The organism is Prevotella heparinolytica (assembly GCF_004342845.1).
In the GTDB taxonomy this organism is placed as follows: Bacteria; Bacteroidota; Bacteroidia; order Bacteroidales; family Bacteroidaceae; genus Bacteroides; species Bacteroides heparinolyticus.
Map to the genome: position 1 here is coordinate 34,114 of NZ_SLXB01000025.1, position 13,093 is coordinate 47,206.

The following is a 13,093-nucleotide window of genomic DNA, read 5'->3' on the forward strand; positions in this document are numbered from 1 at the left end:
GCTGCTTATCGGCTGACCGTGGTTCTGCCCGCTTTTGTCCGTGCTTGCGCTGAAACATCGTACATCGCTTCGCATTGGATAGCCGGCAGAATGAAATCGCCTGCATACGTGGCCTGCAATCTTACGGTGAAGGTTTTCTGTTCGCCGCGTGCCAGGTCGAAGTATGTCAATACACGGTCGTCCCGAATGTCTTGATAGCTATAGCTGTGGGCCGCATTCATTTCAGGAGATGAATTCATCCGGTTGTTGTAAATTTCCCAACCCGACGGCAATATGTGTGTCAATGCCAAATTGCTGTAATCGGATGCGACCCCGATATTGCTTATTGTAATGACAGCCATGAAGTCCGTGCCCTGCCTGATGTTCTCGGTGGAGATGGGAGAACCGGCCATATCAGTGTATTTCACCTCAAGGTGAAGGTTGTTGCTCATTGCAGGCAGGGTATCATTCTGCAATCGTATGCGTGTGATGAGATCTGCATTTATACCGCCTTTTCCTTGATTCTTCAGCGTGACATTGCCCGTACGGGGAGTAATAGACAACTCTTTTCCGAATACGGCTTTGGCTGATTTTACTTCCGGTTGTTGACGGCCGTTCCAACTCCAATTGAAATCCAGCGTACCGGACAGCTGTTCGGCCAAACGTCCCATGGCCATTAAGGCAAAAGCGGTGGATTGGGTGTTGAACCGATTCTCTTGTGCCAGGTTCTGTGAAACGACTTTGGCTTGTTGCAGAGCGGCTTGCTCACGATTCATCAAGAGCAAGGTTTCCAGAATCATCGCCTCATCCCGGTCTGAAGAACCATAGACGAAGTTTTGTGAAGAGTAGGGAGAGACCGTTGTATTTATATTGAATACCAACTCTCCGGCAGGCTTTGGCTTTCCGGTCAGCGCATAAGCTGCTGCCAACCTCCATTTGGCTTGCATGGATAATCCCGGTTGCTCCTTCATCCGGTTCATGGCACCATATTCCGGCGCACCGGCCAGAGCCAGCGTATAAAGCCTGAATGCTTGTTGCAATCCGCTTTGCCATTGCCGCCAATCATTGTCTTGCTGCGGCATTCGCCAATTCTGGGCAGCCGAACGCTGGAAACGCTTCCATTTGTTCAACACGTTTTTGTTGACGGCATATCCTTTTTCCTGAGCCAGAACAAGGAACATTCCGGCATAGGAGGTAACCCACTCGTCGGCAACGGCATTCCCGGGCCAATAGACCATACCTCCGTTGAGCAGCTGGCGTGCATAAAGTTGCTTGATAGCTTCTTGAACGTTCGTCTTTATTTTCTCGTTTTCTTTTTCGTCTATGGCCTTGAACTGACCGATAAATAACAACGGCAGTGCTTTGGATGCCAACTGTTCCGTGCAGTTGTGCTGATAGTTATAAAGGAAATCGAAGCGCCGGCTTATGTCTACTGAAGGAATGCGCGACACTTCCAGTTGCAGATGGCTGTCTGCGGGTGTTGCTCCTTGTAGCGTATAGGGGAGGGTTGCGCTTTGGCCTGCTTCTATCCATTGGCTGTTGCGAAGTGTAACGGTCGGATTGGGGTTGCGCACTTCTATTTCTATGGTTTCTTTTGTTTGTTGCCCTCCTCCACGGGCAGTCAGGTCGATGGTCGTTTTTCCTGTTCGGTCACCGGTTTTCACTTTGAAGAACACAAGTTGGTCGCCCGGCTGATGGAAAGTGGCGGATTGTTGCGGACTACCTGTTACTTGCACTCCTCCGCCGGAAGCCTGAATGGATACCGTTACATCCTTTATCCCTTTTTCCATGGCAAAGACATTGACCGGAACGTATATTTCCTCTTGTGTGCTCAACACACGGGGGAGTGTGGAGAGTAACATCAACGGTGTGCGTACAAAAGAGGTCTTTTCAGCTTTACCATAAGCTCCGTCTTGCCCTGCTATTACCATAGTACGTACAGAACCTACATACATGGGCAGTTTCAACGTGTGTGTCTGTTGCTTGCCTTTACCTATATGGAATGGCCCGATAAACTTCACTACCGGTTTGAACCGGTTGGCTTTGGCTTCTGCAGGCTTAAGCATTTCATCGCCTCCGGTACTGAATAAAGAGGGGTATCGTCCGGCAGAAGCTCCCAATACATCATCATACATATCCCACGTACGAATTCCTAAAGCTTCACGGGCATAAAATTCATTCCACGGATCGGGAGTCTTGAAATTAGTGAGGTCGAGCAAGCCATCGTCTACAATGGCTAATGTATAGGTCATGGGCTTGCCGTTCTTTTCCTTGACGGTGATTTGGAAATCCGTTTCGGGGCGCAATACTTCAGGCATGTTGATTTGAGGCTGTAAAATGGTTTCCTTGTTCGTCACCGATACCGGAGCGATGCCATACATACGTATCGGCAAATCATTTACAGTCTGTGCATGAGGTTGTAGCAAACTGATATGCAGATAAACATTCGGAGCCATTTCAGGCGTTATTTTGAATGAATATTTGGCGTCTTTCCGGCTGTCTATCTCAATCCATTCACGTTTTAGCAGCGTGCTTCCGTTTTCTAATGATACCAATGCCCGTCCTCCCGCCGCAGCAGGGATCACTGCTGTTGCTGTTTCTCCTATCTCGTAAGCATCCTTGTCTAATGAGAAGGTCAGCATTTTGATGCCGCTCGGATCGGTTTTGCCGGAACGCCCGCGCCATTCCGGCCAGTCGATATAGACGGTACCTCCGGTAGCGTGACCGCTCTCTTTGTCCTTTACATATACCAGATATCGTCCCCAGTCGGGATAATCGATCCGGAATTTGAAATTCGTTTTTCCACCGTAGGTTTGCAGAGTTCCGCCGGCTACCGGCTTGATGGAGCTGCTATTAATATAAGTGCCGAAAGATTTTTCTTGGTTTTCCCACCACCAGCTCCAGTCTACCTTATATATTTTATACTCCAGGTTGGAACGGCTTATCGGTTGCCCTTTGGAGTCTACAGTCACAATGTCGAAGGTATGTTCCTTGTCTGTCTCAATATGCTTCCCTTTGGGTTGATTCAGGTTGATGCCGACATAGGAAGTGAATGGAGAGAATGGTACGTTTTGAGTGAAAATGCTGGCATCTCCTCCCGGCTCGAATACACGGGTGGTTAGTGTAGCGTTCAGCATGCCCGGCGCATTGGCGGCATTCGGGAGTTTCAGCATGAACGAAGTTCTTCCTTCATTGTTCAGCGTCCCATTGAGCGTCTCGGTCTTGATGGTCGTAAATTCCGTTGCGGGGTTATTGAAAATGTATTGTCCGTAGTTCTTGAATTGAGTGTTTACTTTCGATAAAGACATTTCTACTGTGGTTTTCAATTGTGAGGCAGTGGCTCCGGTCAGCCATGTGGAAGACAGTGTGACCGGTATTTCTTTGGCCGATGCTTGCAAAACCTGTGGTAGTCTCATATTAATTTTCAGACGGTTTGGTTTTACGGTTTCTATTCGGATACTTTTATGAAATGCTGTGCCGCCTACTTTGACATATGCATTCCAAAGGCCGGTCGGGTCTGCCATTTGTGTAGGTATATGGAAGGTATAGAACCCGTTTGTGCCTTCTGTAGAGATGGACTTTGTATAGAATTGTCCTCTTGGATTGTATAATTCAAGTGACACCGGGTGTTTGTCGGGAATTCTTTTTTCCCGGTCTTCCAGGATGAAAGCGATGTGCAGGGTATCTCCCGGTCTCCAGACACCTCTTTCACCATATACATATCCTTTCAATCCCTTTTGTATCTCTTTGCCGCCTACGTCGAACCGGCTGACCGACTGCTCTTCACCATCGGCTATGCGGACATATGCTTTTTGTTCTTCCGACTCGGCTACCACGATAAAGGGGGCACCTTTGGGAGTGATTTCAGCAAATCCTTCGCTGTTTGTCTCACCGGTTCCGATGGGTTGTAACTGGAAATTATAAACTGTTAGCTTGGCTTTGCTTACCGGATTGGTATCCAGAATGTTGTTTGTTGTAATCCATAGTTTGTTTAAAGAGTTCTTCTTCACAATCATTCCCAGATCGGAAGCCAATACGTTGCAGGATGCTGCTCTGTCAGAATCCATGTAATAAGATGGGTGGCATGGATTGTCACGCTCTTGCCAGTTATATTGTGCCCAATCTATTTCTATGCCTCCATTATAGTAGAAATAACTTTGCGGAACATCCCAATTTGCTTCTTCGGATTCTGAAATAGTATTATCACTGATTTTGGTCAGCTTTTCTGAAGCGGAGTTATCGGCAAACTGCATGTTTTTGTTTTCTGTTCCTCCACAGGGGTATGCCGAATACTCCTGGCGGAATGAAAGAATGACACGGTAGATGGCTCCCGGCTCCTGCCTTATCAATCCGGCCAGATCTATGGAATAATCTCCCCAGTGATGTATGTCTTTTGTATTGTCTTTGCTCAGCCAAAGGGTTTTGCGGTATATCAATCTTCCGGAACGGCGTAGTTCATTGGCAGATGAGAGGGTGTTTGTTTGCATAAACATCAGTATGTTTTTCTCGAAAACGCGAACCACATTTAGATCTACCGCGTAGAGATTAACGGCTCTGAATGGAATGACTTGACTTTTGGAGTCCGGTAATATGGCGGCAGAAGTTGCCATTTCCACTTGCGGTTTCAAATTAAGTTCACTGAAAGAGATGGATTGGGGAGTGCCGAGCGGCTTCTCATTGTAGTCTTTTACTCCTTCGTGTATTTTTAAGGTTACTTTATCCAATTGGTTGGATTCAAAATAGAGGTATACCCTGTTGTCTTTTACTTGGAAAATAGAATTTGGAACTTCGGGTATTTCAATCAGTCCTTTTAAGTCTTGATTGGTAGAGATTGGTTCTGAGAATACGATTTCAATACCATTTTCAGGTTGTTCTATACGTTCGGCCGAAAGAAAACAGAAACTGTCTTTTGCCGGAATCAGAATCTTTTTTTCCGCATGTTGGTCTATACCGGCGGAACTCCCTTCAGCTTTCAGGCTTAATTGATAGTCTTCGGTTCCTCTCGGGATATTGTTAATCTCGAATAGGTATAGGGTGGGGTTGTCCGTTGCAGTAATGGTTACAGGAAAGCTTTGTCCTTTGTCTGCACTGATGGATAGAATCTTCTCTGCTTCTTCTTTCGTCATGATATCACTAAAGCGCAACTCCCCTTTTATAGTCACCAGGTCAGGTTGTGTGGCTGTAACGGTAATCGGATCCGTATGTATCGCGAAATTGCGTTCTTGCACCCGGAACGAGAAATTGAACTCTTTGAGATGACTATCTACATTCACAAACTCTCCTAATTGGAAAGTTCCTTCATAAAGTTTTCCCGGCTTTAGGCTTCGCTCTTCAGGGACAAACTCAATGGTATTGTTGTTTATCCAATATGCTTTGCCTTTTAAGGATGGAGAAAAACTAAAAGGATTTTTCTTCAACTCATTATTCAGATCTACCATTGGCTGATCTTGCGTAAGCTCAATGCGTATGCTGGAATTTTGTGAAATAACTCCTCCCGTGTACGCATTGATATAAGGAGCATACTCGGCAGAAGGAATAATGTCTTTCCTGTCTGTGCCACAAGAAGAGATGATACCGGCGATGAATAAGATAAACAAGAAGAGCAATGATTTGCCGGTTATGCAATGCTTGAATTTAGTTTTTTTCATAGTGATATGGTTTTATATGAATTGAAATGAATCTGCATCTTTCCATGCAGGAAATTTTGATCTGAATTCTCTTAGATCAGAAAGGTTGAGTGTTATGGTAGCAATCCTTTCCTCGTTGTCGGGAATGTTTGTCAGTAACTCTCCTTTGGGCGAGAAGACTGCACTGCCTCCATTATGCGGCAATCCATGATTGTCCGAGCCTATGCGGTTTACCCCACATGCGTAACTCATGTTTTCTATTGCACGGGCTTGCAACAGGGTATCCCAAGCTTTCCGGCGGGAAGCCGGCCAATTGGCAACGTATATCACCAAATCATATTCGTTTTTCACATTGCGGCTCCACACGGGGAATCGCAGGTCGTAACACACGAGCAACAGAATATTCCAGCCGCAATAAGAAATGATGAGACGCTTGTCTCCGGCACCAAAGTGCTTGGTTTCGCTCCCCATCCGGAAGAGGTGGCGTTTGTCGTAATAATAGTCGTTCCCCTCAGGAGTGAGGAAGAAAGCGCGGTTATGATAAGAGGTGGCTCTGCCGGATGAGGTTTCGCCGGTGGCAATGAAGCTACCTGTAATGGCAAACCGGAATTCTTTGGCCCATTGGCGTAGGGTCGTGATGGTTTCACCTGTTATCGGTTCGGCCAAACGGGCGGTATCCATGCTGAATCCTGTGGAGAACGTTTCCGGTAAAACAACAATCTCCGTCGCTCCGCGAAGAGTTTCCAGCTTTTCACGGATACGACAGAGATTTTCTTGTTTATTTTCCCAAACGATATCTGTTTGTATAATACTGACTCGCATGGTATTTACTTTGGTTATTTAAATTGCTCCTATATCAAAATTTTCGGGATGTTTGCCTCTGTAGGTTTTAAAATAAAGCTTTATTTCGCGCATGTCCTTCTCAATATCTCCGGTAGGCATGATTGCCTTGGTGCATGAAATGGTTTTTGAAGGATAGTCTATCCCGATTAGTAAAATAGGCACTTGTGCTTTAAGTGCTATATAATAGAAACCTTTTTTCCAATTAGAGTTGGCCTTACGTGTTCCTTCGGGAGTGATGGCCAAATGAAAGTGCGTGCTGGTGGCAAACTTCTCGGCCATTTGGTCTACCAAAGAAGACTTATGTCCACGGTTTACAGGGATACCTCCAACAGCTTTGAATATCAGTCCTAAAGGGAAAAAGAACCATTCTTTCTTCATCATGAAACTGGTCTTACGACCAATGGCTCCATAAAATAATTTACCGATAAATAAATCCCAATTGGATGTATGAGGTGCTGCACAGATTACGCACTTGTCATAGTCTGTCACCGTTACGTTGGTTTTCCAACCCAGAAGGCGGTAATAAATAAAACGATAGAAAGCTTTCTTCATCTTATTTAAGTTTGCCCATTGCATCAATAATTTCGCCGACTTTTGCGTTGAAGTCGGCATGCAGCTTTTTGTAGAAACCTTTAGTGTTTCCCGGTTCGGCGTGGCTGATGCGGCTGATGAATTCGTCTTGCATTTTCAGTATTTCAGCCATTAAATCATCCGTCTTCTGTTTATCTGTGCCGGGCACATACAATCCGTTTACTAAACATTCTGCAAAGAGTTCGCCTGCGATATAATTGATGTTTTTCTTTAAATTTCTTCTACTTGCCATAATTTTTTAGTTTTAAATGAATAATAATAGTTACAGATAACCATGCTTTACATTGGCTTCTGTTTTGCAAATATAGTATTTATAAATTAAAAAACATTGAATAATGCAGATAAAAAATAATTATTCCGGGAATCCATCTCTCGCTAGAGAACCTTATGGATGGATACATGGAAGATGTTTGAATGGCTTATTGGTATTTATGATTGCAGCCTTAAGATTTTCCGGTTTTACACTTGTATAAGCATAAACTTACACATCTGGGGTATACATATTACAAGAAGAACCGTGCGATAATGACTCATTACTCAAACTTTGCGACAAAGGTATTACAATAAATCGACTAACAAACCTTTTTTGTCTTATTATTTTTGAATAAGAAGCTGTTAATGTCATTTTATGCATTAATTTTGGTTTCCTGTTTGCATATCTACTGAAAAAGAACGAAATTTGCAATGTTTTTTAAAACAGGACTTTATTTACACCTTTAAATACAATAAACAAAATGACTAAAAGTGCATTGCAAATTGCAAGGGCTGCTTACCAGCCTAAACTTCCGAAAGCGCTGAAAGGAACTGTTAAGGCTGCCGCTGGAGCAGCTACTCAGTCGGTAGCAGATCAGGAAGAAATCAAGAAACTGTTTCCTAATACGTATGGAATGCCTTTGATTAAGTTTGAGGCTACTGATGAAGCGACTGACTTTCCTGCCATGAATGTGGGTGTTATCCTTTCCGGAGGTCAGGCTCCCGGTGGTCACAATGTAATTTCCGGTATATTCGATGGCATCAAGAAGTTGAATAAAGACAGCAAATTGTACGGATTCATTCTTGGTCCCGGAGGTTTGGTAGACCACAACTACATGGAACTGACTGCTGATATTGTTGATGAATATCGTAATACAGGCGGTTTTGATATTATCGGTTCAGGCCGTACTAAACTGGAAAAAGAAGAGCAATTTGAAAAAGGCTATGAAATCCTGAAAAAGCTTGATATCAAAGCTCTGGTTATCATTGGTGGTGACGACTCCAATACGAACGCTTGTGTTTTGGCTGAATATTATGCAGCCAAGAAGTATGGAGTGCAGGTGATTGGTTGTCCGAAGACCATTGACGGCGACTTGAAAAATGACATGATTGAAACTTCTTTCGGTTTTGATACTGCCTGCAAAACTTATTCGGAAGTTATTGGTAATATTCAACGCGACTGTAACTCTGCTCGTAAGTACTGGCACTTCATTAAGTTGATGGGTCGTTCTGCTTCTCATATCGCTTTGGAATGTGCTTTGCAGGTACAGCCCAATGTCTGCATTATCTCTGAAGAGGTTGAGGCTAAGAATATGTCTTTGGATGACATCGTGACCGGTATTGCCCAAGTAGTTGCCAGCCGTGCCGCTCAAGGCAATAACTTCGGTACGGTTCTTATTCCCGAAGGTTTGGTTGAGTTTATCCCGGCCATGAAGAGCCTTATTGCAGAACTAAACGACTTCCTTGCTGCCAATGCTGAAGAGTTTGCTCAGATTAAAAAATCTCACCAACGCGATTATATAATCCGCAAACTGTCTTCGGAAAATGCTGCTATTTATGCAAGTCTTCCCGAAGGTGTGGCACGTCAGTTATCTTTAGACCGCGACCCGCACGGAAACGTACAGGTGTCTTTGATTGAAACGGAAAAACTGCTGTCAGAGATGGTGGGTACAAAGTTGGCCCAATGGAAAGAGGAAGGTAAGTTCGTAGGTAAGTTTGCTGCTCAACACCACTTCTTTGGCTATGAGGGACGTTGCGCTGCTCCGTCTAACTTTGACGCTGACTACTGTTACTCATTGGGTTATGCTGCTTCTGCACTGATTGCCAACGGAAAGACTGGCTACATGTCTTCAGTACGCAATACAACTGCTCCTGCCGACGGATGGATTGCAGGCGGTGTGCCCATTACAATGATGATGAATATGGAACGTCGTCACGGTGAAATGAAACCGGTTATCCAGAAAGCTTTGGTAAAGCTGGATGATGCTCCTTTCAAGACTTTTGCTGCCAAACGTGATCGTTGGGCTACTGAAACAGACTATGTATATCCGGGTCCTATCCAGTATTTCGGACCGACAGAAGTTTGTGACCAACCGACCAAGACGTTGCAATTGGAGCAATCGAAATGATTTGTCGGTTCAATTAAGTTATAATAAAGCATAAGGTCGTGTCAAAAACGTCTTTCTGACTATATTTTAGGCGCAGATTACGTGGATTAGTTCATCAATAACGTGCTAATTCGTGGAATCCGTGCCTAATTTTATTATAACAAAAGCGATAACCTCTTTTTTGACATATCCATTCTTCTTACTTACTCACGCATGGCAACCAAGACTACATCTGCCAAATCCCGGCATGAGACTGCTGGCTCTCGTCGTCGCCTTTCTTCGAAGGGAAAAAAGAAAATGCAGTCTCATACCATGTCTGCATGGTTGCGCAATCTTTGGGCTGTCTGCATCATTCTTGTTTTTGCTTCCGGATTCTATTACTTTTTTATCCGTCCTTATGCCTATCGTTGGAAGCCATGCCATGGGCGGAAAGGATATGGCGTATGTATGCCTTGCGATTATGAGGTACATGGTCTGGATATCTCTCACTATCAAGGGAGGATAGACTGGGAAAAGTTATCGCGCAACAAGGAGGCCGAATATCCTATTCATTTTATTTTTTTTAAGGCTACCGAAGGTGGTGATCATGGTGACGATACTTTTACGCAAAACTTCGGGCAAGCACGTAAACACGGTTTTATCCGTGGCGCTTATCATTATTTTATTCCTAAGACAGACGCTCGCAAGCAGGCCGATTTTTTTATCCGTACCGTGCAATTGACAAAGGGTGATTTGCCACCAGTGCTCGATGTGGAAACTATCGGTAAGAAATCTCCCCAGGAACTTAAAGGGGCTGTAAAAATCTGGCTGGACAGGGTCGAATCTCATTATGGTGTGAAGCCTATCCTTTACACTTCTTATAAATTCAAGGAGCGCTATCTCAGCGACTCCATCTTTAATACATATCCATATTGGATAGCCCATTATTATGTGGATTTCGTGCGCTATGAAGGCAAATGGCAGTTCTGGCAACACACAGACGTGGGCACCGTTCCCGGCATTGAGGAGGAAGTGGACTTAAATGTATTTAACGGAACATTAGGGCAGTTGCAGGCACTTACACTGCAGGAGTAGCCGGAGCATTGTGGCAACAGAACTCTCTTTCTATGATTTTATGCACAAAAAAGTTATGCTAATCTCTACAACTACTCCTTTCGACGAAAATATGTGAAACTCTTCCTGCAAGCTTGGTTCCGTGAAGATGTGCTTTGCGTATGTCGTATTTCTTTTATTCTTTTCTGAACAGTACTACGGCCCATTGATTCTTCTCGCAATGGTGTATGAGGTGTAATCCGTTTTTTTCGGCTTCGGCTTGTATGGCAGGAATATCATTCGCGTAGAAACCACTCATCAAGAGGCTTCCTCCTTGATTCATACGGCTGACATAATGTTTCATGTCATTCAACAAAATGTTACGATTGATATTGGCAATGATGATGTCGAACGGCCCTTTGTCTTTCAATGAAGATGCGTCTCCTTGAAATACGTCAATGTTGTCCACACGATTCAATTCTATATTCTCGAGGGAGTTGCGCACGCACCACTCATCTATGTCGATGGCAGTGCAAGGAGTTGCACCACGCATACGTGCCAGTATGGCAAGGATAGAAGTACCGCATCCCATGTCGAGCAACGACTTTTCTTGCAGGTCACTGTCCAATAACTCACTGATGATGAGACTGGTCGTTTCGTGATGTCCTGTACCGAAAGCCATCTGGGGATTAATGACAATGTCATATTCTGCTTGGGGCACATCTTTGTGAAAAGTACTGTGAATAACGCAGCGATTGTCAATAACAATAGGTTGGAAGAAATTCTTTTCCCACTCCTCATTCCAGTTTCGGTCTTCTGCTTCCGTGTAGTTGTATTCTATATTCACATCGGGTAGGGGAAACTCTGCGAGAGCTTCCTTCAGAGCCGATTCATTGTAAAGGGCTTTTTGAATATAGGCATTAATGCCATCGGTTTGTTCGACAAAACTTTCGAAACCTGCTTCGGCCAAGACTGCAGAAAGGACATCGTTTACGACTTCTGTACATGGGGTGGTTTGGAAAGTAAATTCTAAATATTTCATAGGAATATGGCTGTTTGTTAAATGTGGAATGTGATGTTAAGAAACAAACTTATTTCTGTGTATCTTTGTTTCTTGTATGCAAAGATAGGGCAAAAATCCGGTTCTGTAAGCGAATCGCATGTATGTTTATATAGATTATTTTCACATTCAGTGCGATGAACAAGTGTTTAGGGAATTCCCTATGTCTTTTTGGGGGAAATCTGCTGTATGGGAGAAATTCCGGTATTATCTTTGCAATGTGGAGAAATAGATAGACGTTAAATTAATAAACCAGATGAGTATGAAAAAGATTGTTTTTTTATCGCTTTTTGCCTTGTGCCTCCCTTGGACACTGGTGGCACAAAGTATAGATGACGACCTCTACTATGTTCCTTCTAAAAAAAAGAAGGAGGTGAAGCAAGAGAAGAAAGTGGCCGAACCGGTGGAAGAGATCGTAATAAAGTCGGATGCACCGACCACTGTATATTCATCACGGGGTAATACAACTGTTGTCGTAAAAGAACGCAAGGGTAATGTTCGTGATGTGGACGAATACAATCGTCGTTATGACTCTCGCAATAATAATTTTGTGATGGAGAATGACACGCTGTACATTGAAGAAAAAGAACACCCGGAACTGGATGGAGAGTGGGTCGGCAATCGTTTTGAAGGTTCGGAAGATGATTACGAATATGCCACCCGTATCATTCGCTTCCGCAATCCCCGTTATGCCATCAGTATCAGCAGCCCGCTGTATTGGGATGTGGTGTATGGACTGAATTCATGGGAGTGGAATGTATATACCGATGGCTTGTATGCCTATGCTTTCCCGACTTTTACTAATCGTTTATGGTGGGATTGGCGATATAATTCCCATGGTTGGTGGGGCGGTTATCCCTACTATGGTTGGGGATGGAACAGCTGGTACAGTCCGGGCTGGAGCTTCGGCTGGAGTGGCTGGTACGGTGGCGGTTGGTGGGGCTATCACTACCATCCCTATTATAACGGTTGGTATCATGGAGGCGGCTATTGGGGTGGCAGCTATGGCCGGGAAAGTGGAAGCGTTTATACCAATCGCCGTTATTCGGGCACGCGAAGCACCGGTGCGGTGCACAGAAGCTATGGCAGCCGGGGTACGAGAACCGATGGCTGGCAGAACAGGCGCAATGAGGAAAGTTCTTCACGTCGCGTGATAGGAACGCGTTCGTCCAATGACCGTTCGGGCATCTCGACGAATCGGATGGATGCCTCTTCTTCAAGACGTTCTACTTATACGCGTCCGAGCAGCACACGCACCACGGTGGGAACATCGAATGCCGAGAGCGTGCGTACAAGCACCAGCCGCGGATATTCCACGAGGTACTCAGGAACGGAGAGCGGTGTGCGTGGCACAGCCATACGCAGTTCCTCCACCCGTAGTGATAACTCGACTTATAGCCGCGGAAGCTCCACGGAAAGAACGCGCAGTTATTCCAACGGAGACAACAGTCGCTCATACAACAGTAATAACAGCAGTACTACCCGCTCTTCTTCATACTCTTCGGGCAGCACACGTTCGGGTGGCGGAGGTTATTCCACGGGAGGCGGCTCTACACGTTCGGGCAGCGGAGGTGGAGGTTCCAGCCGGAGAAGATAAACGC

Annotated in this window: 8 protein-coding genes; 3 read left to right on the forward strand and 5 right to left on the reverse strand. The window is 44.8% G+C overall.

The window, feature by feature from the left end; all coding sequences use genetic code 11:
* Nucleotides 1-5 precede the first annotated feature (5 nt).
* Genes EV202_RS11890 through EV202_RS11905 form a run of 4 tightly spaced genes read right to left on the reverse strand, consistent with a single transcriptional unit; the run spans nt 6 to nt 7,272 of the window.
* Complete coding sequence (locus EV202_RS11890) at nt 6-5,627, reverse strand: alpha-2-macroglobulin family protein (protein ID WP_131927207.1); 5,622 nt, start codon at nt 5,625-5,627, stop codon at nt 6-8.
* A 12-nt stretch (nt 5,628-5,639) separates the two neighbouring features.
* The gene (locus EV202_RS11895; protein ID WP_131927208.1) at nt 5,640-6,428 is read right to left on the reverse strand and encodes an amidohydrolase; all 789 of its coding nucleotides are present in this window, start codon (nt 6,426-6,428) and stop codon (nt 5,640-5,642) included.
* Between the two features lie 18 nt (nt 6,429-6,446).
* Nucleotides 6,447-7,001, reverse strand: a complete 555-nt coding sequence (locus EV202_RS11900; RefSeq protein WP_131927209.1) for a 1-acyl-sn-glycerol-3-phosphate acyltransferase — start codon at nt 6,999-7,001, stop codon at nt 6,447-6,449.
* Between the two features lies 1 nt (nt 7,002).
* The gene (locus tag EV202_RS11905) at nt 7,003-7,272 is read right to left on the reverse strand and encodes a hypothetical protein (protein ID WP_131927210.1); all 270 of its coding nucleotides are present in this window, start codon (nt 7,270-7,272) and stop codon (nt 7,003-7,005) included.
* A 502-nt stretch (nt 7,273-7,774) separates the two neighbouring features.
* Between EV202_RS11905 and EV202_RS11910 the strand changes: the two genes are divergently transcribed.
* Entirely contained in the window at nt 7,775-9,421 is a 1,647-nt protein-coding gene (locus tag EV202_RS11910) for a diphosphate--fructose-6-phosphate 1-phosphotransferase (RefSeq protein ID WP_106068858.1), read from the forward strand.
* Nucleotides 9,422-9,613: 192 nt separating this feature from the next.
* Nucleotides 9,614-10,474: a glycoside hydrolase family 25 protein gene (locus EV202_RS11915; RefSeq protein ID WP_165899425.1), complete on the forward strand. Its 861-nt coding sequence runs from the start codon at nt 9,614-9,616 to the stop codon at nt 10,472-10,474.
* A 154-nt stretch (nt 10,475-10,628) separates the two neighbouring features.
* Here the strand turns inward: EV202_RS11915 and prmA are convergent, their stop codons facing one another.
* Nucleotides 10,629-11,474 carry a 50S ribosomal protein L11 methyltransferase gene (gene prmA / locus EV202_RS11920; RefSeq protein ID WP_131927211.1) on the reverse strand — a complete coding sequence of 282 codons (846 nt, stop codon included), beginning with the start codon at nt 11,472-11,474 and terminating at the stop codon, nt 10,629-10,631.
* 280 nt (nt 11,475-11,754) lie between these two features.
* Here prmA and EV202_RS11930 point away from each other — a divergent pair, with 280 nt between their 5' ends.
* Entirely contained in the window at nt 11,755-13,089 is a 1,335-nt protein-coding gene (locus EV202_RS11930) for a hypothetical protein (protein ID WP_131927212.1), read from the forward strand.
* Nucleotides 13,090-13,093: the final 4 nt, after the last annotated feature.

What these genes read in the sequence shown, in the direction of transcription:
- EV202_RS11910 (WP_106068858.1), top strand. Translation starts at nt 7,775, where the DNA reads ATGACTAAAAGTGCATTGCAAATTGCAAGGGCTGCTTACCAGCCTAAA.
- EV202_RS11900 (WP_131927209.1), bottom strand. Translation starts at nt 7,001, where the DNA reads ATGAAGAAAGCTTTCTATCGTTTTATTTATTACCGCCTTCTGGGTTGG.
- EV202_RS11890 (WP_131927207.1), bottom strand. Translation starts at nt 5,627, where the DNA reads ATGAAAAAAACTAAATTCAAGCATTGCATAACCGGCAAATCATTGCTC.
- EV202_RS11915 (WP_165899425.1), top strand. Translation starts at nt 9,614, where the DNA reads ATGGCAACCAAGACTACATCTGCCAAATCCCGGCATGAGACTGCTGGC.
- EV202_RS11905 (WP_131927210.1), bottom strand. Translation starts at nt 7,272, where the DNA reads ATGGCAAGTAGAAGAAATTTAAAGAAAAACATCAATTATATCGCAGGC.
- EV202_RS11895 (WP_131927208.1), bottom strand. Translation starts at nt 6,428, where the DNA reads ATGCGAGTCAGTATTATACAAACAGATATCGTTTGGGAAAATAAACAA.
- EV202_RS11930 (WP_131927212.1), top strand. Translation starts at nt 11,755, where the DNA reads ATGAAAAAGATTGTTTTTTTATCGCTTTTTGCCTTGTGCCTCCCTTGG.
- prmA (WP_131927211.1), bottom strand. Translation starts at nt 11,474, where the DNA reads ATGAAATATTTAGAATTTACTTTCCAAACCACCCCATGTACAGAAGTC.